Here is a 23830-nt window from a genome sequence, read left to right as displayed (position 1 = left end):
CTTTTTAAAGCGTTGACAGTTCAGCGCAGCTTTTCATCACAATGCGGTCTGGAAATTCAGGTGCGGCGGAACACACCGCCATTTTATAGCCTGGGTCAATTTCATAGGCTTGGATATAGCAAGGCGGATAGCCTGGGGGAGTTTCCACCGAAGCGCGTCCTTGTTCGTTCAGTTTGACGGAGAAGGAATCAAGCGGCAGAGACAGGCCTTTTCCCGCCTGTTTGATAAAGCTTTCTTTCATCGTCCACAAATGATAGAAATACGACAGGCGCTCTGAGTCGTCCTTTTCCATGAGATCATGGTGCTCTGAAGGAGAAAAAAACCGCTCGGCAATGTCGAAATTGATCGGCTTGATTTTTTCGACATCCACTCCGATCGGCTTGGTGCCAGCTCCGCACACGATCCAGTTTCCGGAGTGGGAAATGTTGAAATGAAAGTCGTTCAGACCTTCAGCTGCCGGTTTGCCGTACCTTCCTTCCGTAAAACGGATCTGATCGTTCGGTAAATGAAACGTTTCACTGATGATGTGCCTCGCCAGCACTTCCCCGATCAGCGTCCTGCTGGCATCTTCGGGATATCTGTATCTGCCCACTTTTTTGCGCTTTTCTTCAGACACCATGGCCATCATTCGGTTAAATTGGCCGGCTTCCGGCAGCTGATCCATATAAACGGCGTAAATCTTCATCAAATGCAACCTCTTCACATGATATTTTTTCTGCTTTCATTTTAGCAAACAGGCAGCAGGAAAGATAGGCATGATACCTGTGCAGAATGGAGTGATGAACATGATAGACGGAACATTGATAAAAGATACATACTTTGGGAGGGAGCTTTTGATCTATCTTCCTCCTTCATACGGAAGCAGTAATAACCGCTATCCCGTCCTATACGTACACGATCTGGGCGATTTGTTCGATCCGGCACACAGCGGCAGTTTGCCCTCAATCGAAAAGCTGTTTTCGAATCAGGAAGTGCCGGAATTGCTGCTGGTCGGAGTGGCTCCGAAAGACAGGGAAAGCGAATACACGCCTTTTCCCAAACCGCATTTGCTGCCGAATAAACGGGCGTACGGCGGGAAGGGCAACGAATATGCCGCTTTTTTGGCCAATCGGCTCAAGCATTATATCGACGGGCGCTACCGAACAAATCCAAGCCGTGAACATACAGGAATCATCGGAAAGTCGTTCGGCGGATTGATCTCGGTTTACACGGCGTATTTAGCATCTAAGACATTTGGGAAAATCGGATCTTTGTCAGGGTCTTTCTGGTTTGAAGGAATGACCGAGTTTATGAAGAATAACCGCTTTGAAAATGAGCATCTGCGCATTTATATGGATGTTGGAAGCATGGAAGGAGCAGACAGGGATAATCTGCAGAAGGAGATGATACCGAGGACGAAGGAAGCCTTCAGCCTGTTAACCGAAAGCGCCGCCTTCGAAAAAGAACTGAAGTTTGTCATTGATGAAGGAGGCTCACATCGGCTTGAGAGGTTTGCGAAGCGTTTTCCGGAAGCCGTCAAATGGCTGTTCGGCTCCTGTCACAACAACGCACGGAATGACCGGAATTTCTGATTGGCATGAAGTATCGTTGTAAATGAGAGGAGCGGAAACAATGGACATTCTGAATCGTTTGGCTGAAAGCATCGATTATATTGAAAAGCATTTGGATCAGCCGCTGAAACACGAAGAAATCGCCCAAATCGCATACTGTTCGAAATTTCATTATCAGCGGATGTTCTACATGCTGACGGGTGTTACCCTTGCCGATTACATTCGGAAAAGAAGGCTGACAGTCGCCGCGCAGGAGCTGGCTGCTTCACATATAAAAGTGGTTGAAGCTGCTTTTAAATACGGCTACAACACACCGGAATCATTTTCAGGAGGCATTCAGCCGCCTTCACGGTATCAGCCCTTCACAGGCCCGTGAAAAAGGCAGGACGCTCAGGGCATTTCCGCGTCTATCCTTTCATATTCAAATAAAGGGAGTGGAGGATATGAATTACAAGATTGTTGAAAAAGAACCGTTTCAGGTGATCGGCAAAGCGTTGGAGGTTACGGTGAAGGATGATCAAAACAAAAAGGACATTCCGGCTTTTTGGAACGAATTAAATCACAACGGCTTTACCGATTCTTTAAAGCCGGATATCGGCCCGCTCGGCTTCCTTGGCGTCTGCATGGATTTTAACGATCAAGCCGATACGTTCAATTATGTCATCGGGGTCGAAAAAACAACCGCCGATACGCCTGCCGGCTGTGTCGAAAAATCGATTCCCGCCGCAACTTGGGCCGTATTTGAGGCCATCGGTCCCGTCAATCCGGCTGTTCAAGCCACATGGGAAAGAATCTTCTCAGAATGGTTTCCGGCGACGGGCTATGAACTGGCGAACGCGCCGCAATTTGAAGCCTATCCTGAGGACGGGGATATTATGGCGCAAGACCATATCACCGAAATTTGGATACCGGTGGTAAAACAGAAATAATCTGAACGAGAAAAACGGATGAAACGCTCATCCGTTTTTTTTTCAGCGACATATGTACAGGCTTGGCAGCTCTGATGCGCCTTCCTGTCATAGCTGTTTTTAAAAGCTGTTTGGACTGAGGCAAAGAAAACCGCAAAATCAGGCCTGTTAAAATGGCGGTTAAAACAGTGCCGATGCCGATCGGCCCGCCGAGCAGCCAGCCGATCAGTAAAATCGTCAGCTCCATTCCGTTGCGGACCCACTGAACGTTCCAGCCCGTTTTCTCGGAAATCAAAAGCATCAGGGAGTCGCGCGGACCCGCACCAAGATCTGCCGACACATAAATGCCGACTCCGTAACCGATAAAAATGACGCCGATCACGAATACGACAGTGCTTGAAATATACGTTTCCGGGTCTGGAAGAATATAAGTAAAGAAATCTATAAAAATACCGATTAACAGCATATTAAGCACGGCGCCGATTTTCGGCCATGCTTTTGTAAATAAGGACGTTAAACCTACGATAACCGCCCCGACAATAATCGCCCATTGGCCGACTGTAAGGCCCAAAAGCATATACAACCCGTAGTGAAATGCATCCCAAGGACCGATGCCGAGCACTTTCCCTTCAATCGTAAGAGAAACCCCAAAAGACAAAACAATCAATCCGACAAAATAAAAAAGCCAGCGCAAAACAAGTTCCCGCTTCAATGGATTCCCCTCTTTTCAAAAAAACAATCGATTGTCATTGTATCACATTCTTCAGAACGGATAAATGCGGATTTCGGAATGCGGCTCTTCAATTTACATAATTATGATTATATTCCAATTGATGAAAATGATGTATGATAGCTGTAGAGATACATTTTCCATTGTGGAGGGGAGAAATTCAGAGTCTGATAAGGGTCCTGAACCCTTTGTTTCTTTCGAGGAAGCATCATCTGCCAGTTCTATTCGACAGAGCCAATGGGCGAACCGAGCGCTTGGGCCGTTCTTGTAGGCTGGCTCTTTGCTGTCATTGCGGTTCAGCAGTTTGCAGGGAAAAAACAGCAGATGTTATGAAAAAAGGAGGGGAATGGCGTTGATTTTTTTAGTAAGGCTGATCTGTCTTTCCGTTTTAGCCTGTCTCGCACTGTTGCTTATATTGAACTATGCACCTTTTCTGGCGATGCCCGTTTGGATTGCTTTGATCATTGCCTTGATCGTCTGTCTGTATCTTGCCTTTAAAGAGGAAACGAAGGAATGGAGAAGACGAAAGCACTAAGTTTTTCTTCAGCGTTTTTTCTTGAATGAAAGAACATTTGCCAAAACGAAATAGATGATGGCCGTCCCGGACACAAACAAAAAAAATTCTTTCCACTCTCTTGCCGTCATGTATACAAAGCGGTAGATCTCGAGATGTTCATCCAAGTAAAAAGCCTGGGTATATGCGCTGACTATCATGCCGGTAAAGACGAATAGGCCGACCATATTGAGCAGCATTCTCATACTGAATGTTTTTTTCTCATTTTCTTGTTTCATTTTAAAGAAATCCTTTCCAATATGAATTTATCATTCTATTGTACGGAAATAGCGCTCAAATGTTTCGAAAACTTCTTAATATATCGTTAAGAAGTTTTTTTATTTAAAAGAAAATGTAAAAGATTAAACAATTTCATGAACTTTTTGAGCGAAGGCCTAAAAATATAGGAATATTATACCGATATGGCAAGTGAAAACTTTTTCCGAAATATTAAAGACAAGGCAGGAGAGAAAATCATGCAGCAACGCAATACACCGGATGTACAGAAATGGTTTCCGAGCGAGGACGGAAATGAAGCGAAAAGACATGAATTCCTATCATTGATCGAACAGCTGATCGAGGGAGTGGACGAGCTGAAAAATCCAGATCAGGTCAACCTTGGCGGCGAGAAGAACCGTGAGGGCTTCTTTTATGAAAAGCTGGTCGCAGAGAGCCGGATTCCGCACGAAGGTGCGCCGATGAAAGAGGTCAACGAAGAGCTGTTGAAGCTGTTGCACGGCCATCCGTATCATACCAAATACTTTTTCACAAACATTCTGCCGATGGCGAGCATCCCGGGGATATTAGGCATGCTTACGGCGTTCATGGTCAATGGGAACAACCTGTGGGATGTGTACGGTCCAGCCGGAGCGGAGGCGGAAGTGAAAGTTACGGCGATGATGTCAAAGCTTGCGGGGTATGATGCCGAAACAAGCGGAGGCTACACGACGTGGGGAGGACAAGGTGCGGTATACAGCGGCCTCAGAATCGCGATTGCCAAAATGGCGCCGTCATCGCTGAAAGAAGGGGTTCCCGGCAATTTCTACGCGTTTTGTTCTGAAGCGGCTCATTACAGCTTGTATAAGTCAATGGAAGCCGCAGGACTCGGGAGCGATCATTTAATTAAAGTCAAAACAAATCTCGACCATTCCATGGATACGGAAGATTTGCGGGCGAAGCTTAGACAAGTCTGCGAAGCCGGGGGGATTCCCGTTTATATCGTAGCTACAACAGGAACGACAGATGCGATCGGCATCGATGATGTGAGCGCTGTCCGCCGTGCGGCTGAAGAAACGGCGAAAAGCTTCGGGCTGCCGGTTCCGCATATCCACGCCGATTCCGCCCTGGGAGGCTTTTTTGCCTTTTTTAATGAGTACGATCTGAATGAGAACGCTTTATCCTTCAGTCCCGGTGTTCTCAGCATGATCAAGCCGATTCAGGAAAAAATGAGGCATCTGCACGCAGCCGATTCGCTTTGTTTTGATTTTCAGAAGCTCGGACAGACGCCTTATGTGACGAGCCTGTTTCTTGTGAAAGATCGCAATGACTTAAAACGGATCGATCTGGATCCTGATGAGACGCCGTATGTCGGCCACCGCGGCTATGGGGACTACCATACGGGCTACACGCTGGAATGTTCGCGCATGGCCAGTTCGATCAGTATGTACAGCGCGTTGATGGCATTTGGCTATGAAGGCTATCAAAAGCTGCTCGGACAGTTTCTTGAAGTCAACCTGCATTTTAGGGAACAGCTTTCTCAGCAGATTCCGGAGGCCGATATTGTGAACCCGGACAACTTCGGCATGTCTACGCTGTTTCGCATTTATCCTGAAGGTGCCCCTAGATTTGAAGACGAAATTTCGGGAGCATGCACCGTTCAAGAGCTGGAAAGAAACAATGCACTCACTGAAAAACTATTTGAAAAGCTCGGAACAAAAAGGGACAAGATGTTTTTTGGCGATACGAAAAAGCACTTGCTTGTGAAATCCTGTGAAGGGACTGAGATACCGCTTTGCGTCAGCAAATTTTTCGTCATTTCTCCGTATACCATGCCTGAACATGTCCCGGGAATTATCGATTATTTAAAAGAAAATATTGAGGAAGTCTGCCGGGAGCATGGATCTCTCATGACAAATTAAAGGGGATATAGACGATGAAAACGTTGAAGAAAAAGCTAACAGAACACATTTCAGTCAAAATTATGATTGGCGTCGCCTTAGTGCTTTTAATCACGATCGCATCATTTTCAGCTGTGTTTACTTATATCAGCAAAGACTTGTCAGAGCAGCTGAGACAGCAGTTCCAAAACCGTCTTTATACCGATATTCATCTTGCTGAAAACCAAATCAAACGTCTGGACGGGAATCCGCTTGAAATCGATTCTGCGGACAATCCGCTTTACAAGCAGACAAAAATGGCTGTGGACAGCCTGAAAAAGAAAAACAATCTTGAAAATATCTATATCCTTTCCAATGAGGGCGGGAAGGAGCGGATTCTCGTGCTGTCGGATACGTCCGATGATTTCGGCACGGATTACAGTTTTTCTCCTGAAATGAAAGAAGCCTTAACGACAAACAAAGAGACGGTAAGCGACGTGTATGAGGATGAATACGGCATTCACCAGTCGATTTTTCAGCCGCTTGAGAACAGCTCCGGCGAAAAGGTGGGAATTTTGGGGATCGATCTTGATGCTTCCGTGATTCCGGCGACGGCTGCAAAAGCGAAGTGGTATACAATTGCGATCGCAGCATTTGTCTTGCTGCTCGGAATGGCCATGGCCTATTTTCTCGGTTCTTTTATCGCGAAGCCGATCAGGCAGCTGATGAAGGCATCAGAAAAAATTGCCGACGGCGATCTGTCGGCCGACATTTCTGTCAAGAGCCGTGATGAAGCCGGAAAGCTTGCCGAATCGTTCAAGCGGATGAGCGAAAATTTACAACAATTGATTGGGCAAATTTCAGCTTCCTCTGAAGAGGTATCTAAGACGAGTCTCCAGCTGAAAAATGTATCGGCTGAATCGAGCGAAAGCGCGGCCCAGGTGGCTGAATCGATGAACAGCATGAGCGAGGGGATCAACGAAGTGGTCTCGTCCGTTTCGGATTGCCACACATCGGCTGCCGAAATCGATCATCAGCTTACACACGTCACAGAAGAAGTGAACGAGATGAAGAACGTTGCCGAAGGCGTCAGCAAGGATTCCAAGACCGGACAGGAGCTTGTCGAAGAAACATTGCGGCAGACCCAGACGATTAAAAACGTGATGGAAGAGTCCAAACAAGCAGCAGCAGAGATGCAAAACCATACCGAAGAAATTGAAAAAGTCATCGGAATGATTTCCTCTATTGCCGAACAGACGAATTTGCTGGCGCTCAATGCTTCAATTGAAGCCGCCCGGGTCGGTGAAGAAGGCCAGGGCTTTGCTGTTGTAGCGGGAGAAGTCAGAAAGCTTTCTGAACGCTCGGCAGATGCCGCTTTATCCGTTTCCCAGCTTGTGGCGGGCACGCAGGAGAGCAGCCGGCTTGTCATGGAACGCATTCAGGAAGGAAACGCAGCGGTTGACAAAGGGCAAATATTAATCAATGGCACATACGAGAACTTTTCAGGAATTTTTAAAGGGATCTCTCAATTTGCCGAACGGACCGATCAGTTGCTTCAGTCTTTGTTAAAAGTCGAAAAATCGTATCAAAACATTTCGGCTGCGATGGAACAGATTTCCGCCGTTACCGAAGAGCAGGCGGCAGGTTCTGAGGAAGTCGCGGCAGCAGCGGAACAGCAAAGCGCCGGTATGCAGGAAATCGCTTCGGCCATTCAGCAGCTCTCCGCTTTGTCGGAAGAATTGAATCAAGCGGCATCCAAGTTTAAACTGGCCGCAGAATAAAAAAGAACAGCCTGATCCAGAGAGATCAGGCTGTTTTGTTTATACAGGATTCAAAATCCGGTTTAAAAACTGTTTTGTTCGTTCTTCCTTAGGGGCTGAGAAAATTTGTTCAGGCGGACCCTGTTCGACGATGACGCCGCCGTCGATAAAGACGACTTCGTCTGCGACATCCTGCGCGAATTTGATTTCGTGGGTGACGACAACCATCGTCCAGCCCTCATTTGCAAGGTCTTTCATGACTTTCAGCACTTCACCGACCAGCTCGGGATCAAGCGCCGATGTGGGTTCGTCAAAAAGCATCAGTTCTGGCTTGATGGCCAGAGCGCGGGCGATCCCGACGCGCTGCTGCTGTCCCCCGGAAAGCTGGAATGGATAAAGGTCCATTTTGTCTTCTAGGCCGACCTTTTGCAGAAGCTGAACGGCTTCCTTTTTGACTTCTTCTTTATTGCGCTTTTGCACTTTTACCGGCCCTTCCATCACATTTTCAAGCACGGTGCGGTGCGGGAACAGGTGATAGGCCTGAAACACCATTCCCGACTTTCTCCGCAGTCGAAGGAGGTCAGCCGGTTTATTTTTCTTGGAAAAATCGATGGTAAAATCGTCAAAAGAAAGAATGCCGCGGTTCGGAATTTCCAAAGCGTTCAGGCAGCGAAGCAGCGTCGTCTTGCCGGAACCGGAAGGCCCTAAGATGGCGATCACTTTTCCTTTTTCGATGTTCAGGTCGATTTTTTTTAAGATCTCGTTTTCGCCGAAGGATTTATTCAGCCCTTTGATCGCAAGCATTGTCTATTTCCCTCCTTACCTGGCCACATACCGGTCCAATCGCCGTTCAATCTGCTGCTGAACAAGCGCGAGAACAAAGCAGATGATCCAATAGATGAATGCGGCTTCCATATAAATGATTAAAATTTGGTCTAGATTGCTGGCCCCGATTTCCTGGGCTTTCCGGAATAATTCAGCAACAAGAATTTGTGACGCAAGCGATGTGTCTTTAACCAAGCTGATGAATGTATTGGATAATGGCGGAATCGACACGCGTACAGCCTGCGGCAGGATGACCCTGGTAAGGGCCGTTTTTTGAGTCATTCCAATCGAATAAGCCGCTTCCCACTGCCCTTTCGGAACGGAAAGGATGGAAGCCCTGATGATTTCCGAAGCATATGCGCCGACATTTAATGAAAAGGCAATGATCGCGCTCGGAAACGGGTCAATCGTGATTTGAAATGCTGGAAACAAGTAAAAAATAATGAATAGCTGAACGAGCAGCGGCGTTCCGCGGATCGCTGAGACATAAATGCCGAAAACCGCTCTTAAAATGCGGGATTTGGACATTCTCGCCAGCGCCGTGATCAATGCGATGATCATACCGAATATAAAAGAGAGAATGGCAAGGGGAATCGAGTAATAGATTCCCCTTAAAAAGATCGGCCAAAATGATTCACGCACAAGATCCCAGGGGATCGCCGCGCCGATGGCCGCCGCTTGTATATTATTTAGAAACATCTTCGCCAAACCATTTCTTCGCTATTTTCGCGAGTGTGCCATCCTCTTTCATGTCTTTCAGCGCGGAGTTGACCTTGTCAACCAGCTCGCCGCTTCCTTTGCGGAAAGCAAAATGCGTAGTTTGCGGCTCGCCTGTTTCAAAAGCGACTTTCAGGTTTTTGTTTCCTGATGTCTTCAAATAGTTCAACACCGCCAGTTTATCGTTAAAGGTGAGGTCGACACGGCCCTGCTGAATCAACTGAAACGCTTGAGCCATTCCTTCCACGCCTTCGATTTCAGCGCCGGCGTTTTTCGCAAGGTCATTATAGTTGCTTGTCAAAGATTGTGCAGCTTTTTTCCCTTTGACGTCCCCTTCAGCTTTTATATCGTTGTTGTCCGCTTTTGTGACAACGACGGCTTGGGAAGTTGTATATGAATCGGAAAAATCATACTGATTTTCACGGTCTTTTTTCCCGACTTGGTTGGCAACGACGTCAAAACGCTTGGAGTTGAGGCCGGCAAACATGCTGTCCCACTGCGTTTCTTTAAATTCAGCTTTCAGGTTGAGGCGCTTGGCGACTTCCTGCATCACTTCGACATCATAACCTGTTAATTGATCTGTTTTTTTATCGTGAAATGTAAATGGTTCGTACGTTCCTTCAGTACCGACGGTCAAAACGCCTTTATCTTTAATTGAAGACCAGAGGCTGTCGCCTGCTGCGTTTTTATCCTTGGAATTGTCCCCTGACGCGCCGCATGCGGCCATCACGGTGATCAACAGCGTCAGTAATACAGCGAATATTGCTTTCTTCATTTTATTCCCCACTTTTCTGATTGGATTTAGTTGATATGATTGTACTTAACGGTCTTACAAAAGTAAAGCATAAACCTTTTTTAGTATGAGTCAAGAAATTCGTTTTTAGTGATAATCATTCTGATTCCTGATCAAAACGGATCTTCCATTTTTTAAGCCTGTATTGCAGGCTCTGCCTGCTGATCCCCAGAACCCGCGCCGCTTGGGACACATTGTAATTGCATTTTTTAACGGTTTTTTGAATATAATACTTTTCGGCATTCTCGATTTGTTCCTTCAAAGGAGCTGCCGAGACGGAAGGAAGCGGGGCGAACAGATCATAGCCCTGCTGCGGCAGCTGCTTTTTTGCCGCTGGTTTTGTCCTGTATTGCAATGGAAGGTGCGTCAGCTCGAGTTTGTCTTCGTAAGACATCAAATTCATGGCGCCTTCAATTAAATGTTCAAGTTCTCTGACGTTTCCCGGCCAATCATATGAAAGCAGAAACCGCTGCACCTCTTCTTCAAAACCTTTGACCTCCATTTGGAACAATGCGTTGTATTTGTCGATAAAATGCTGGGTGAGCGGCATGATATCTTCCTTTCGATCTTTTAATGGAGGAATAAACAAGGTGACGACACTCAGCCTGTAATACAAATCTTTTCGCAGTCTTTGCCCGCTGACCGCGTCGACTGGATCTTCGTTCATCGTCGCGATGATCCTGACATCGATCGGAGTATCCTTCGAAGCGCCGATCCGCCTGATCGTTTTTTCTTGAATCGCGCGCAAAAGCTTTGCCTGCAAGCTGAAGTCCAAAGAATTGATCTCGTCAAGGAGAAGTGTGCCGCCGTCTGCTTGTTCGAAAAGACCCGGGCGATCGACGGCACCCGTGAATGCGCCTTTGGCCGTGCCGAATAAAAGGCCTTCGACGAGGCTTTCCGGGAGGGCTGCGCAGTTTTGTGAGATGAATGGGCCAGTCGACCGCTGGCTTCCGTTATGTATACTTTGGGCGAACAGTTCTTTTCCGGTTCCGGTGTCGCCGACAATGAGAATGGAGGAAGAGGTCCGGGTCGCCCGCTTTGCATGTTCAATGACTTCCTTGAACGCCGGGCTGACGCCGATCAGACTGTCAAACGTATACTTTGTGTTTTCTGTTTTGTTCATATTTTCTCTGATCAGCCGTTCAAGCTTTGTGACATCTTTGGCAATCTCAACCGCTCCTTTCGTATTCCCGTTTTCCATAATGGGAAACGTATGATTGACGGTCGTAATTTCCTGGCCCTTGTTATTGAAGTAGGTCTGCTTGACGTTTTTGTTCGTTTTCCCGTGATGCAGCGCCTGCAGGAGAGTGCTGTCATATTGGCTGGCAAAGGTAAACACGTCCAGCACGTTTTTGCCGAGCACATCGTTGACATCCATCCCTTCAATCTGGCTCATTTTTTTGTTATAGACAACAGATGTGCCGTTTTCGTCGACGACATGCAAGCCGATATCGATTTCATCTATAATTCTTTGAAAAATAAGCTTGAGTAAATCATAATTCTTCAGCAAGTGACATCCCCCTTTGTTCGTAACTGTCTCTCCATTGTAAGTGAAGATTTGATAAGGGTGCAAAAAAATATGCATTTATTTTTGCACCTTTGAATAAAGACCGCAAAATTTTTTGCGAATTATACATGCAATGTTCTGAAAATTTGCGGTTTTAAGATTGGCACGATCCTTGCATATAAAATAGTGTGAAACAAAATACGACATCTGGCATGTATGTCCAAAAATAAGAAGGAGGAATCAGAATGACGGTTCTATCAAAGTCCGAGAAAATTATGAAGCAAACCGCACATTTTGGCGCGAATAACTATCATCCTCTGCCGATCGTGATTTCTGAAGCGGAAGGCGCGTGGGTGAAAGATCCGGAAGGTAACCGATACATGGATATGCTGAGCGCTTATTCCGCAGTGAATCAAGGGCACAGGCATCCGAAAATCATCCAGGCGTTAAAAGATCAGGCCGACAAAATCACCTTGACGTCGAGAGCTTTTCACAATGACCAGCTTGGTCCTTTCTATGAAAAGGTCGCTTCATTAACGGGGAAAGATATGGTTCTGCCGATGAACACCGGAGCGGAAGCGGTTGAGTCCGCGATTAAAGCAGCCCGGCGCTGGGCTTATGATGTAAAAGGCGTTCCGGACAATAAGGCTGAAATTATCGCATGTGTAGGCAATTTTCACGGCCGGACGCTGCTGGCTGTGTCGCTTTCATCAGAAGAAGAGTATAAACGCGGTTTCGGGCCGATGCTTCCTGGCATCAAGCTGATTCCATACGGGGATCTGGAGGCGCTGAAACAGGCGATCACACCGAATACGGCCGCTTTCTTAATTGAGCCGATTCAGGGTGAAGCGGGTATTGTCATTCCGCCGGAAGGCTTTTTGAAACAGGCTGCAGAAGTCTGTAAAGAACGCAATGTCTTGTTTATCGCTGACGAAATACAGTCAGGGCTTGCGCGAACAGGCAAAATGTTCGCCTCTGATTGGGAGGATGTCACACCGGACATGTACATTTTAGGAAAAGCGCTCGGAGGCGGCGTGTTCCCAATATCGTGTATTGCTGCAAACAGGGATGTGCTTGGCGTGTTTAATCCCGGCTCACACGGGTCGACTTTCGGAGGGAACCCGCTTGCATGCGCCGTATCGATCGCCGCCCTTGAAGTGTTGGAAGATGAGCGGCTCGCTGAACGGTCGCTGGAGCTCGGGGAATATTTTAAAGAGAAGCTCTCGCAAATCGATAATCCAAAAATCAAAGAAGTGCGCGGCAGAGGGCTGTTCATCGGGGTTGAGCTGACCGAGGCGGCGCGTCCGTATTGCGAGCGTTTGAAAGAAGAAGGCCTGCTCTGCAAAGAAACGCATGAAACGGTGATTCGCTTTGCGCCTCCTCTTGTTATTTCAAATGAGGATTTGGATTGGGCGATTGAAAAGATTACCCGTGTTTTGTCGAAGTAAAGCGGACGGCTGAACAATAAGGGGATTGTTCAGCCCGTTTTTTCGCCGCATGTGCGAAGTTTGTCAAAAATTGAAATATCAGGAAAATGTTCAGAAGATTTAAAAAATAGTCTATATGTCATAGGGGGAGATGACATTAGGGAGAATGGAAACGGAAGGGGTGAAGGCGGTTTGAACCATGAAAACCGTGAACAATATACACTGAAAAGAACGATGAAATCACGCCATTTGTTTATGATCTCGCTTGGCGGCGTCATCGGAACCGGCTTTTTTCTTGGAACAGGATATACGATTAATGAAGCCGGGCCGATCGGCGCGATTCTTTCTTATTTAGCGGGCGGAATGATCATGTATTTTACGATGCTTTGCCTCGGGGAGCTCGCAGTGGCAATGCCGGTTTCAGGCTCTTTTCAGACGTACGCGACAAAATTTATCGGGCCTGCCACAGGATTTGCCGTTGGCTGGATCTACTGGCTCGGCTGGTCGGTTACGGTCGCTTTGGAATTTCTGTCGGCGGGGCAGCTGATGAAAAGGTGGTTTCCCGATGTCGGCGTCTGGATATGGTGTTTGATTTTCGGTCTGCTGCTTTTTTCGCTTAACGCGCTATCGGCGAAAGCCTTTGGGGAATCGGAATTTTGGCTGTCCGGCATTAAAATTATCGTCATCCTTCTGTTTATTATCCTCGGCGGAGGCGCGATGTTCGGATTTATCGATATGAAAGACGGACAGGCTGCACCGTTCTTTTCCAATCTGATTGGAGACGGAATTTTTCCAAACGGATTCGGCGCGATCTTTATCACGATGATCACCGTCAACTTTGCCTTTCAAGGGACAGAGCTGATCGGGATCGCGGCGGGGGAAAGCGAAAATCCGGAAAAAACGGTGCCCCGCTCCATCAAACAGACGGTCTGGCGGACACTCGTGTTTTTCGGCCTGTCCGTATTTGTCCTGGCGGGGTTGATTCCATGGGAAAAAGCGGGGGTTGTTGAAAGCCCGTTCGTTGTCGTATTTGAACAAATTGGCATTCCGTATGCCGCCGATCTGATGAACTTTGTTATTTTAATTGCTTTATTATCGGTGGCGAATTCGGGTTTGTACGCATCGACGAGGATGCTTTACTCCCTTGCGAAAGAAGGAATGGCCGCTCAGGCTTTAAGCCGGGTCAATAAAAGAGGGATCCCGATGAATGCGCTGTGGATCACGCTCGGTTTTGCGGGTTTGTCCCTCGTCTCAAGCGTAGTTGCCGCGGAAACGCTCTACATCTGGCTTCTGTCTCTAGCCGGTTTAAGCGCACAAGTCGGCTGGATCACGATTACGGTATCACAGCTGCTATTTCGCAGAAGATATGTTAAAGAAGGCGGTAAGGTTGAAGACTTGAAATTTAAAACGCCTCTTTACCCTTATTTGCCGCTGACGGGATTTATTTTAAACAGCGCCGTCCTTGTGAGCCTTGCCTTTGATTCAGAGCAGAGGATGGCATTGTACTGCGGGATTTTGTTCATGTCGGCCTGCTACTTTGTTTATCACGTATTTGTGAAAAAACGCCAGGGTCTTGAGCGACAAGAAGCATTGATCTATCAAAACAAAACAAACGATGAGGTGGTTATTGATGAATAAGCAAGTTTCTCTGATTGGAATGCCGATGGACTTGGGACAGGCGCGGCGCGGTGTGGATATGGGACCGAGCGCGATTCGCTACGCTCATATCGTGGAACGTCTGACCGAGCTTGGCTATGATATCGATGATCTGGGCGATGTGCCGATCAATCGGGATCAGCCAAAAGGAGACGAAGGGCTGAAAAATTTAGTTTCCGTACTCGAAGGAAACCGCAAGCTGGCTGATATCGTCGACAATGTCATCGAGCAGCGCCGCTTCCCGCTCGTGTTGGGCGGAGACCACAGCATAGCCATCGGGACATTGGCGGGGGTAGCCAAGCATTATCAACAACTCGGCGTGATTTGGTATGACGCACACGGCGACTTAAATACGCTGGAGACATCGCCGTCAGGCAACATCCACGGTATGCCGCTGGCGGTAAGTCTCGGTGTCGGCCACGAAAAGCTGGTCAACCTTCACGGCTATACGCCGAAAGTCAAGCCGGAGCATGTCGTCATCATTGGTGCGCGCTCGCTTGATGAAGGAGAGCGCAAATATATCCGTGAAACCGGCATGAAAGTCTACACCATGCACGAAATCGACAGGCTTGGCATGACGAAGGTGATAGAGGAAACGATCGAGTATCTGTCAGCAAATTGCGACGGCATTCATCTGAGCCTCGATCTGGACGGTCTTGATCCGAGCGACGCTCCGGGAGTCGGCACCCCTGTCGTCGGAGGCATCAGCTACAGGGAAAGCCATTTGGCGATGGAAATGCTTTATGACGCAGATATCATTACTTCTGCCGAGTTTGTTGAAGTCAACCCGATACTTGATCATAAAAATAAAACCGGTGAGGCGGCCGTCGAACTGATCGAATCGCTGTTAGGGAAGAAGCTGCTGTAACCAATGAAAAGGAGAAGGCATCGGCATGATGCCTTTTCTTTTTTTATCAAAATAAAGCCAAAAACTCTCTTACGGGCTTCGGCAGAAAACTGCCGGCCCGCCAAACGACAGATGGCTGCAGAATAAACGGATTGTCTTGAATCTCCAATGTCTGAACATGACGCGCAAAATGCGCCGGCAGCATGGACAGCGGCAGAATCGTTGCTCCGAATCCCGAGGTGACAAGGCTGAGGAGCGTTGTAGAATCATGGCACTCACAGACGACCTTCGGCTCAAGGTCCAATGAGTGAAAGTGATGGACGACCTCATCATAAATCCCTTTTCCGTGCGACGGTCTGAGCAGAATCAGCGGCAGACCGGCAATTTCTTTCATTCCAGCTTCCCCTTTTAAGCCATACGACTGATTCCCCGGAAGAACGAGCTTGCATGGGACCTCCGGCAGGCTCTTTGCTTCGATATTTTTGCTGTGGAAAGGCGTTGTCGTGACCGCTGCATCGATCTGCCGGTTTTCCAAGAGCCCGCTCAGCCGTGAAGGCTCACCTTCCCAAATGTTAAACATTAAATTCGGGTACATTTCCCTGATCTTCGAGACTTTTGAGAGCAATAGAGCTGCACAGTAAATCGTTGAACCGACGGCAAGGGTTCCGTTGACTTCTTCACGCAGCTCCCGAACCTCCAAGATGGAATCCTCAAGCTTGTGCAGGATTTCTTTTGCTCTTTTCAAAAACACTTCTCCTTCATAGGTCAGCGTCAGGTTTTTCTTTTTGTTCCGGTCAAATAAAACGACTCCGAGCTCCTCTTCCATCTGCTTCAACTGCCTGGAGAGGGGCGGCTGGGCAATATGAAGCCGTTTCGCCGCCGTTGTAATCTTTCCTTCCTGTGCGATCGTAACAAAGTACTTTAACTGGCGAATATCCATTTTCTCGGCACTCCTTTTTATACCTTTAAAGTATTATATATAGATTTAACAGATATTTTCAATATGGTAAATAGAGGCGTATCATTTTAACTGAAGCACCAAGAGGGAAAGGGGGGCGCATATGAACATCATCGTCGGAATTACGGGCGCGACCGGCGCGATATTTGGCGTGCGGATGCTGGAGTGGCTGAAGAAAACCGACGCAGAGACACACCTAGTCATCTCTCCGTGGGCAGCAGCAACGATTCTGCATGAAACGGGATATACGATGAAAGACGTAGAAAAGCTCGCATCTTTTACGTATTCCCACAAAGACCAGGCGGCCCGCATTTCAAGCGGTTCCTTTCAAACGGACGGAATGATTGTCGCACCGTGCAGCATGAAGACGTTGGCGGGCATTCGCACCGGTATGGCGGATAACCTGTTGACCCGTTCGGCGGACGTCATGCTGAAGGAACGGAAAAAGCTTGTGCTGTTAACAAGGGAGACGCCGCTGAACCAGATTCATCTTGAAAACATGCTTGAGCTGACAAAAATGGGCGCGGTGATCCTGCCGCCGATGCCGGCTTTTTATAATCATCCCCAAAATCTGACCGAAATGGTCGACCATATCGTATTCCGGACGCTGGACCAATTTGGAATCCATCTGTCTGAAGCGAAGCGCTGGGAAGGAATGAAACAGAAGAAATAAGGAGGATAACAGAATGGCTTATCAAGATTTTAGAGATTTTTTAAACACGCTGAAAAAAGAAGGACAGCTTCTTGAAGTTCAGGAAGAGGTGAAGCCGGAACCCGATTTGGGTGCCGCTGCACGCGCCGCCAATAACCTCGGAGACAAATCACCCGCTCTTTTATTCAACAACATTTACGGCTATAACAATGCCCAAATCGCCCTGAATGTCATCGGCTCCTGGCCGAACCACGCGTTAATGCTCGGCCTTCCGAAAGACACGCCGGTCAAAGAACAGTTCTTTGAATTCGCACGCCGCTATGATCAATTTCCTGTAAAAGTGCAAAGAGAGGAGACAGCGCCGTTTCACGAAAATGACATCACAGAAGACATCAACCTGTTTGACATTCTGCCGCTCTTCCGCATCAATCAGGGCGACGGCGGCTTTTATTTAGACAAGGCATGCGTCATTTCCAGAGATGTCGAGGATCCGGAACACTTCGGCAAACAAAACGTCGGCATGTACAGACTGCAGGTAAAAGGAAAAGACCGTCTCGGCATTCAGCCCGTCCCGCAGCATGATATTGCAATCCACCTGCGTCAGGCTGAAGAGCGCGGCGAAAACCTGCCTGTCACGATTGCGCTCGGCTGCGAACCGGTCATTGCAACGGCGGCATCCACACCGCTCTTATACGATCAATCAGAATACGAAATGGCAGGGGCCTTGCAAGGTGAACCTTATAAAATCGTCAAATCAAAACTGTCTAACTTAGATATCCCATGGGGCGCGGAAGTGGTTCTCGAAGGTGAGATCCTGGCGGGCGAACGCGAGTATGAAGGCCCGTTCGGCGAGTTTACCGGCCACTATTCAGGCGGAAGAAGCATGCCGATCATCAAAATCAAGCGCGTCTGCCACCGCAACAACCCGATTTTTGAACACCTCTATTTAGGCATGCCTTGGACTGAGGTTGACTACATGGTCGGCATTAATACATGTGTGCCGCTTTACCAGCAGCTAAAAGAGGCCTATCCGAATGAAATTGTCGCGGTAAACGCGATGTATACACACGGCTTGATCGCCATTGTCTCAACGAAAAGCCGCTACGGCGGATTCGCCAAAGCTGTCGGTATGCGCGCGCTGACGACGCCGCACGGCCTCGGCTACTGCAAAATGGTGATCCTCGTTGACGAAGACGTCGATCCGTTTAATCTCCCGCAAGTGATGTGGGCCATTTCAACGAAAATGCATCCAAAACACGATGCAGTCATTATCCCGGATTTATCCGTTCTGGCGCTTGACCCGGGTTCTGAACCGGCGGGAATCACCCACAAAATGATCTTGGACGCGACAACACCTGTGGCCCCGGAAACAAGAGGACACTATTCACAACCGCTCGATTCCCCTATAGGAACGAAAGAGTGGGAAGCGAAACTAATGAATCTGCTAAATCAATAAAAGAGGAGAGTGTTTCATCATGCATACATGTCCGCGCTGCGAATTAAAAAAAGCGGAAACCGTCAGCAAGTCACCCGTTGAAGGAGCCTGGGAAGTTTATCAATGTCAGCACTGCTTTTTCACTTGGAGATCATCGGAGCCGGAGACGATCACAAATCCTGAAAAATACAATCCGGCCTTTAAAATCGACCCTTCTGAAGTGGAAACAGCCGTACAAGTGCCAGCGGTTCCAGATCGGAAAATCTAAAGGGAGGCATCCGGCATGACTCAGCTATCAAACGAATTATTTCAGCTGTTAAACGGAGAGAAACTCGCCGGAAAGCGGCGCGAAGCGATGATGCTCCAGACCGTCACAGAAGAAGGCTGGCCGCACACAGCGATGATCAGCGCCGGCGAAATCCTCGCCTTGAACAAAACCGACATCCGCCTGGCTCTCTGGCAAGGCACAACGACAACCGCGAACATCGCGAGAACAGGCCGGGCGCTCTTCGTCACTTGCTGGAAAGGCAAAGCACATTATGTGCGGCTCTCTTTAAAGAAACTGCCCGAATTAAAAGACGCCAAACACCCGAGAGCGCGCTTCGCCGGCACCGTCGAAGCGGCCCGGGAAGATATCGCAAAATACGCCGATATCATCTCCGGCGTTCAGATTGAGCTGAAGGATGAAGCGGCGGTTTTGCGGCGGTGGGAGGAGACGCTGGAGGAGCTGAGGAACTGAAGAAAAGGACCATGGCGAACCATGGTCCTTTCAATTATTTCTGCAGCATCTTATTCGTCACTTTATAAGCCAAGGTACAGCCAATTGTAATGAAAATAATCGCGATCGAAAGGATCACGAGCTTTTCAGCAACGGTATATATCGACATAGGAAGAATAACAGCGCAGACGGAAAACACGCCGCCAAAATAAACAAACAGGATCAGCGGCTTTTTGTATTTTTTCCAAATTACTTGATTAATCCCGTTTCTTTCGGGGTCTGCCGGGTGTTTGCGGTCTTCATCTTTCATCAGTTTATTTAGCAGCACATAAATGAGAAATGCGAATAAAGTTGCCGAGAAAATATTAAAACAGAGGATAAACAGCTTTTCTCCCAGACTCATCACCGGATTCAGAACAGAGCTGAGAACGGAGCCGCAAACGAAAAACAGGTAGACGGATAAGATAGCTTTGTTTCTTGGTTTTTGTAGAAATTTAGACATTCGGATCTCTCCAATCGTAAATGATTTAAACGCTGAAAATGAGATGGATCAGAAAAGAAAAAATATAAAAAATGATGATGCTTAAAATGCCTCTGCCCAGAAGATAGAGGGCGAAATACAGTTTTCTCAGGAACCAGTTGTATTTTAATAGCCGTTTGTAAACAAAGTAACCGGTGCCGACAAGAAGAAAAACGAATGTATTTGTGATTTTATGGGACCATTTTTCAGGTTTTAAAAAGATCATTTTTTCATATTCAATGATCATGTGACTCGCAATGATTAAAAAACCCAAACTGTAAGCGAAATGAGCGGCCAACATACCGGCGATGAAATATTCGGTATATTCAACAAAAGTTTCTGGTGACATCATTACTCCTTTATGAATGGCGGACTCCAGCGTTTTTTAACAAAACTTTTTTTCTGCTAAAAAAAGCTTCTCATTCTTCGTCAGGCATTCTTTCCAAACAAGACCGGTTCAGCATTTGATTCGCCGCTTGATAAACAGTAAAAAAGCCGCCAGATATCACGGCAAACAAAATTGCAAACACGCCGGATTTCCAAGCGAGTGAGAGTTCGGGCATGAAAAACACGGATGTTCCCACAATCAGGATGCCGACGAAGTAGAAAGAGAGCATGAACGGTTTTCTGTATTTCTTCCAAAAGATTTTCGCGACGATGTTGCATCGGGGCGCGCTTTGATCTTTCTTCGGCTTATTTATGAACACATAAGTGATGAAGGCGAATAAAGAAATTGAAACGAACATAAAGCCGATGACGGCAAGCTTTTCCTTCCAGTTCATTGAAGGTTTGACAAGGCCGGTCAAAATAACGATTGCTGCAAGTAGGGAATAAACTGAGAGAATGATTTTATTTCTGCCTTTCAAACATGACCTCTCCTTGTGCCTTAAATCCTATGCTGTCTGATGATGTCTTGATTCGCTTTGATGAAGAAATATTTGTGGATGAATTTGACCCCCATCATAGAAAATAAACAAGCCATAAGCAGATAGACGGTACTCATCAACAAATAAACGGCAGACTCGGAAACTCGCAAAACGGCATGACTTATTACAAAACCGCCTGCCGGAACAGCTGCCAGGAGCATCCTTGTCGGAGCTGCTGTCTCCCTTTTGCCTTTTTTAGAATCAGGGAAAACAACCAAATAATACCGAATGATGAGGAAAATAACGGCGGCATAAATGAATAATGACAGACTGATCAGCGGTACATGAAAACCGATAGCAGAAACCATCATTTTTTGCGCTGTGATCAACTGGCAATATGACGTACCGCTGAATGATACGCCCATAAAGCGAACATATTGAAGGTGATGATGATATCCGGTCATGCTTTTGGTATTCATGATGATCATCCATATATTGATCAGGATAGCAACAGGAACAGCGGCGAATATGAAAAAATCTGCTTTGTTCACCAGCACAGGTAATATGCTTAAAATATCCAGCATCATCACGATAAAACACGCCATTCCCCATTTCCTTTCCCGGCTGATGGGAGCTGTCAAATGAGACTGAATATTGGTAGGTAAATCTTTGTATAGTATAGTATCTTTCAATTTAAGCAAGCTGTCTTTCCTCCGGTGTTGAAAATGAACATAAGAGAAAGCATCCCGGGAGAGATGCTTTCGGAAAACATTTACTTATTAGTGTGATTGATTAATAATTGTACAATGTTTGTATATTTTTTTACCTATTTGAAACTCCCTAAGAAAATTCTGTTGCATATTTTATAACCTATAAAGATAACTATACTCAACATAACAAATTGAATGGTAAATAAACCCAGTCGTTCGCTCCATGGTATATCAGGAATGACTACAGCGCTAAACCCTATTCCAAATGTAAAAAAGCAGTAGATGAATATGACTATCTTTTTTCTGTAATTCTTCCAAATTTCCAAATGTTAAATCTCCTTATCGTGCATTTTAGGACCTAAAGTTTTTTTGTAGTTGAGTTCTTCATTTGTTACATAGCCCATGTAAAGGATTTCTTCTATCATATGGTGATTAAAGAATAGGTTGTAGTCTTCGGTAATATTGCCTTCAGGATATGGGACTGAAACATAATCGAATTTTTTTTGGCTGGATGATTGAATTTGATTTCTTCCATAAACCATGACAGGTTTGCGGACGCTCTTGATTTTCACTACTGTACCGATAGGAAGCCAATCTTCAGATATATGTTCTTCGTCTTTTTTTTCGTTAAACATGATGCTTATTCCTCCGATTTTCCATTTTTTCGTTGTAACTCAGGATGTTTTTTAAGCCAAATTTTTTTTCTGTAAATATGTAAGATGATTGGAAAAATGAAAAAGAATATGCTAATAACTGATATTGCAAATGGAATCTCTGAAGGCGCTTGTTCTGCTAGGCCCCATATCGCCATGATGACAAAAAAGATACCTACTACAGGGAATAAAATAGTGAAGATTATCATAGCTTCATTTATTTTTTTATTTAGAAAATCCTTTCCATGATTCATAAAAAGCCTCCTATTCGTCTTTTTCGGCTCCTAATTTTAAACCGATGCCCACACCGGCGGCGACTTTAAGTTCAGTTTCTGTCCCGAGTTTAGCTTCAACACCTGCTCCTCCAAAAGTAAATTCAACACCGATATACGGATTATAATCCCAGCCAAACCATTCTTCAAGAGGTTTATAGCCGTTCCAGTTAAATGGGCTGACAACGACTTCTGCGTCTGCAATGCTTGCCGAAGCTCCTATGCCGACTCCATAGTCTTCTATACCTGCACCTGCCTCGGCATGACCGATATCAATACCAACACGCACAGGTGAATTTTCGTGATCGAAGTTTGCCTTTATTCCATTAACTTCTCCTTTAGCACCCATGAAATTGTTTGTAGCATAATTGTCTACAAATTTATCTGGATGATATGGAACACTGATTTCGCCTTCGACGTCTCCCAACTGAAAATAAGTTTCTTTTTCATCTTCTCCTTTATCTTTAAAACCTTTATTTGTATCTAAAATACTTGCATCAAAATTCATATCAACTTCATAATCTTTTCTTGAATACTTAAAACTGGCATTTCCAGCACCAGAATACCCAAATCCCCCTGTTACTTCTGTTTTAAATTCTCCGTCAACTTTCTCGTTACTTGATGTATTACCTATACCATAAAACTCTTTTACAGTGTTCGACTTTTTACCATTCTTAATATTATCAATTTCAGTTGAACTAGTATTCCTTTTCTGCAATTCATTAAACAGGTTTTGAATTGCAGGTTCTTTTTTTAAAACACTGGAAGAGTAATTTTGAATCTCAATCTTCGGCCCCGTATACATCCTCTCCAGCTGCTGGATGTATTGCTTCATTGTGTCGAGGTCATCCCTCGCCACTTTTAGCGCATTTGTCTGTTCGCGGTCAAAAGTATGAAGCTTTTCAAGCGTCTCGCTGATTTGTCTTTGGGCTTTTTTGGCGTTCTCGTTGACGGCTGAATCGTCGAGGTCGGGCAGGTCGACGATGTTTTTGACCGTTAGAATAGTCATATTGGCTTTTGACGTCAATCTGCCTGTCAGCGATTCGGCTTGACTGACGCCGTCATGGAGTTCGTTTTCAAGAAAGGTTTGCGAGATAAAGCCGTTTTGGTTCGGTTCAAGGGAATGAAGTGCGCTTTTCGTCTTTTCTAAAAGTCCTTTATAGTCGGAAATAAAAGATTCATAAAAAAGAAGAAAAGTGGTATGGCACTCTTCATAGAACGAGCGGATCGCTTCACCGCCCGCGCCTTTTAAGGCGTCGTCAAGGGAGGTGAGACCTTTGACGCTTTGTTTGACTTTTGAAATCTCGTCAGTCTGGTTTTTTAATTCGGTCAGCGTTTTGTCTAGGCCGGTTTGAAAAGCCTGAACATCTAGAGTTTTCAATGCGTAGTCCCTTCCTTCTACTTGGCTTTGATCGATGACGACAGCTTTTTGTCGGCGTCTTTTATAGCGTTGACAGCCTGTTCGGTTTGCGCAATCTGTTTAGCGAGAGCCGAAGCGTATGCTTTTGTCAGGCTTTTCAAATCTTTGTTCATGCTTTCGATTTTTTTGACGACGTCAAGGTTGTTTTTGCCGCTGATATCTGTCGGCACGTTCGGTTTTACAGCTTGGGCTGAATGCTTCAGCTTCGAGAGCGCCTGTTTGACTTCGCCTGTTTTGACTTTGATTTCTTGACCCAT

At 46.3% G+C, this 23830-nt stretch carries 28 protein-coding genes and 1 pseudogene; 13 read left to right on the top strand and 16 right to left on the bottom strand.

Annotated elements, in window-relative coordinates:
- Positions 1-4 precede the first annotated feature (4 nt).
- Complete coding sequence (locus M1E03_RS19525; protein ID WP_020450111.1) at positions 5-685, bottom strand: 4'-phosphopantetheinyl transferase family protein; 681 nt, start codon at positions 683-685, stop codon at positions 5-7.
- Positions 686-755: 70 nt separating this feature from the next.
- Here M1E03_RS19525 and M1E03_RS19520 point away from each other — a divergent pair, with 70 nt between their 5' ends.
- From M1E03_RS19520 to M1E03_RS19510, 3 genes are all read left to right on the top strand, one after another.
- Positions 756-1571, top strand: a complete 816-nt coding sequence (locus M1E03_RS19520) for an alpha/beta hydrolase (protein WP_143261181.1) — start codon at positions 756-758, stop codon at positions 1569-1571.
- Positions 1572-1611: 40 nt separating this feature from the next.
- Positions 1612-1926 carry a helix-turn-helix domain-containing protein gene (locus tag M1E03_RS19515; protein ID WP_306420066.1) on the top strand — a complete coding sequence of 105 codons (315 nt, stop codon included), beginning with the start codon at positions 1612-1614 and terminating at the stop codon, positions 1924-1926.
- Between the two features lie 67 nt (positions 1927-1993).
- A complete protein-coding gene (locus M1E03_RS19510) occupies positions 1994-2479 on the top strand; it encodes a GyrI-like domain-containing protein (protein WP_306420067.1) in 486 nt (161 codons plus the stop codon).
- A 52-nt stretch (positions 2480-2531) separates the two neighbouring features.
- Here M1E03_RS19510 and M1E03_RS19505 read toward each other — a convergent pair.
- Positions 2532-3170, bottom strand: a pseudogene (locus tag M1E03_RS19505) (YczE/YyaS/YitT family protein); the annotation flags it as partial.
- A 364-nt stretch (positions 3171-3534) separates the two neighbouring features.
- Between M1E03_RS19505 and M1E03_RS19500 the strand changes: the two are divergent.
- Positions 3535-3723: a hypothetical protein gene (locus M1E03_RS19500; protein WP_020450116.1), complete on the top strand. Its 189-nt coding sequence runs from the start codon at positions 3535-3537 to the stop codon at positions 3721-3723.
- 8 nt (positions 3724-3731) lie between these two features.
- Here the strand turns inward: M1E03_RS19500 and M1E03_RS19495 are convergent, their stop codons facing one another.
- Positions 3732-3980 carry a hypothetical protein gene (locus M1E03_RS19495; protein WP_236808639.1) on the bottom strand — a complete coding sequence of 83 codons (249 nt, stop codon included), beginning with the start codon at positions 3978-3980 and terminating at the stop codon, positions 3732-3734.
- 237 nt (positions 3981-4217) lie between these two features.
- Here M1E03_RS19495 and M1E03_RS19490 point away from each other — a divergent pair, with 237 nt between their 5' ends.
- Positions 4218-5879: a pyridoxal phosphate-dependent decarboxylase family protein gene (locus M1E03_RS19490; protein WP_143261182.1), complete on the top strand. Its 1662-nt coding sequence runs from the start codon at positions 4218-4220 to the stop codon at positions 5877-5879.
- A 14-nt stretch (positions 5880-5893) separates the two neighbouring features.
- Positions 5894-7618, top strand: a complete 1725-nt coding sequence (locus M1E03_RS19485; RefSeq protein ID WP_020450119.1) for a methyl-accepting chemotaxis protein — start codon at positions 5894-5896, stop codon at positions 7616-7618.
- A gap of 39 nt (positions 7619-7657) precedes the next feature.
- On the opposite strand, the gene M1E03_RS19480 is transcribed toward M1E03_RS19485, so the two are convergent.
- The 4 genes from M1E03_RS19480 to M1E03_RS19465 all read right to left on the bottom strand — a co-directional run bounded on the left by M1E03_RS19480 (position 7658) and on the right by M1E03_RS19465 (position 11442).
- On the bottom strand, positions 7658-8401 hold the full coding sequence (locus M1E03_RS19480; protein ID WP_003178866.1) for an amino acid ABC transporter ATP-binding protein: 744 nt from the start codon (positions 8399-8401) through the stop codon (positions 7658-7660).
- 15 nt (positions 8402-8416) lie between these two features.
- A complete protein-coding gene (locus M1E03_RS19475; protein WP_020450121.1) occupies positions 8417-9121 on the bottom strand; it encodes an amino acid ABC transporter permease in 705 nt (234 codons plus the stop codon).
- Positions 9108-9914 (bottom strand): cystine ABC transporter substrate-binding lipoprotein TcyA, encoded by an 807-nt coding sequence (tcyA, locus tag M1E03_RS19470; RefSeq protein WP_020450122.1) that lies wholly within the window; start codon positions 9912-9914, stop codon positions 9108-9110. Before tcyA ends, M1E03_RS19475 begins: the two co-directional genes overlap by 14 nt.
- Positions 9915-10029: 115 nt before the next feature.
- Positions 10030-11442, bottom strand: a complete 1413-nt coding sequence (locus tag M1E03_RS19465; protein WP_023855659.1) for a sigma-54 interaction domain-containing protein — start codon at positions 11440-11442, stop codon at positions 10030-10032.
- Positions 11443-11684: 242 nt separating this feature from the next.
- Between M1E03_RS19465 and M1E03_RS19460 the strand changes: the two genes are divergently transcribed.
- From M1E03_RS19460 to rocF, 3 genes are all read left to right on the top strand, one after another.
- Positions 11685-12887: an ornithine--oxo-acid transaminase gene (locus M1E03_RS19460; RefSeq protein WP_103750264.1), complete on the top strand. Its 1203-nt coding sequence runs from the start codon at positions 11685-11687 to the stop codon at positions 12885-12887.
- A 213-nt stretch (positions 12888-13100) separates the two neighbouring features.
- Positions 13101-14504 carry an amino acid permease gene (locus tag M1E03_RS19455; protein WP_223254835.1) on the top strand — a complete coding sequence of 468 codons (1404 nt, stop codon included), beginning with the start codon at positions 13101-13103 and terminating at the stop codon, positions 14502-14504.
- Positions 14497-15390 carry an arginase gene (gene rocF, locus M1E03_RS19450; protein WP_020450126.1) on the top strand — a complete coding sequence of 298 codons (894 nt, stop codon included), beginning with the start codon at positions 14497-14499 and terminating at the stop codon, positions 15388-15390. Before M1E03_RS19455 ends, rocF begins: the two co-directional genes overlap by 8 nt.
- Positions 15391-15436: 46 nt before the next feature.
- Here rocF and M1E03_RS19445 read toward each other — a convergent pair whose 3' ends face one another.
- On the bottom strand, positions 15437-16309 hold the full coding sequence (locus tag M1E03_RS19445; RefSeq protein WP_020450127.1) for a LysR family transcriptional regulator: 873 nt from the start codon (positions 16307-16309) through the stop codon (positions 15437-15439).
- Positions 16310-16430: 121 nt separating this feature from the next.
- On the opposite strand from M1E03_RS19445, the gene M1E03_RS19440 reads away from it, so the two are divergent.
- Genes M1E03_RS19440 through M1E03_RS19425 form a run of 4 tightly spaced genes read left to right on the top strand, consistent with a single transcriptional unit; the run spans position 16431 to position 19153 of the window.
- Positions 16431-17000, top strand: a complete 570-nt coding sequence (locus M1E03_RS19440; RefSeq protein WP_020450128.1) for a non-oxidative hydroxyarylic acid decarboxylases subunit B — start codon at positions 16431-16433, stop codon at positions 16998-17000.
- Positions 17001-17013: 13 nt separating this feature from the next.
- Entirely contained in the window at positions 17014-18435 is a 1422-nt protein-coding gene (locus M1E03_RS19435) for a non-oxidative hydroxyarylic acid decarboxylases subunit C (RefSeq protein WP_023855656.1), read from the top strand.
- A gap of 19 nt (positions 18436-18454) precedes the next feature.
- On the top strand, positions 18455-18682 hold the full coding sequence (locus tag M1E03_RS19430; protein ID WP_020450130.1) for a non-oxidative hydroxyarylic acid decarboxylases subunit D: 228 nt from the start codon (positions 18455-18457) through the stop codon (positions 18680-18682).
- A 15-nt stretch (positions 18683-18697) separates the two neighbouring features.
- On the top strand, positions 18698-19153 hold the full coding sequence (locus tag M1E03_RS19425; RefSeq protein WP_458110568.1) for a pyridoxamine 5'-phosphate oxidase family protein: 456 nt from the start codon (positions 18698-18700) through the stop codon (positions 19151-19153).
- Between the two features lie 34 nt (positions 19154-19187).
- Here M1E03_RS19425 and M1E03_RS19420 read toward each other — a convergent pair whose 3' ends face one another.
- From M1E03_RS19420 to M1E03_RS19385, 8 genes are all read right to left on the bottom strand, one after another.
- Positions 19188-19634 (bottom strand): hypothetical protein, encoded by a 447-nt coding sequence (locus M1E03_RS19420; RefSeq protein WP_075213069.1) that lies wholly within the window; start codon positions 19632-19634, stop codon positions 19188-19190.
- 25 nt (positions 19635-19659) lie between these two features.
- Positions 19660-20004, bottom strand: a complete 345-nt coding sequence (locus M1E03_RS19415) for a hypothetical protein (RefSeq protein ID WP_231562565.1) — start codon at positions 20002-20004, stop codon at positions 19660-19662.
- A gap of 67 nt (positions 20005-20071) precedes the next feature.
- A complete protein-coding gene (locus M1E03_RS19410) occupies positions 20072-20518 on the bottom strand; it encodes a hypothetical protein (RefSeq protein WP_145930095.1) in 447 nt (148 codons plus the stop codon).
- Between the two features lie 20 nt (positions 20519-20538).
- A complete protein-coding gene (locus tag M1E03_RS19405; protein ID WP_429674024.1) occupies positions 20539-21219 on the bottom strand; it encodes a hypothetical protein in 681 nt (226 codons plus the stop codon).
- 338 nt (positions 21220-21557) lie between these two features.
- Positions 21558-21863, bottom strand: a complete 306-nt coding sequence (locus tag M1E03_RS19400; protein WP_035400541.1) for a DUF4176 domain-containing protein — start codon at positions 21861-21863, stop codon at positions 21558-21560.
- Between the two features lie 5 nt (positions 21864-21868).
- Positions 21869-22135: a hypothetical protein gene (locus M1E03_RS19395; RefSeq protein ID WP_026580529.1), complete on the bottom strand. Its 267-nt coding sequence runs from the start codon at positions 22133-22135 to the stop codon at positions 21869-21871.
- A gap of 10 nt (positions 22136-22145) precedes the next feature.
- A complete protein-coding gene (locus M1E03_RS19390) occupies positions 22146-23534 on the bottom strand; it encodes a ribonuclease YeeF family protein (protein ID WP_458110567.1) in 1389 nt (462 codons plus the stop codon).
- Between the two features lie 17 nt (positions 23535-23551).
- Positions 23552-23830, bottom strand: a complete 279-nt coding sequence (locus M1E03_RS19385) for a YwqI/YxiC family protein (RefSeq protein WP_020450144.1) — start codon at positions 23828-23830, stop codon at positions 23552-23554.

Source organism: Bacillus sp. PK6-013, from assembly GCF_054161445.1.
This window is presented reverse-complemented; position numbering and strand designations above follow the sequence as displayed.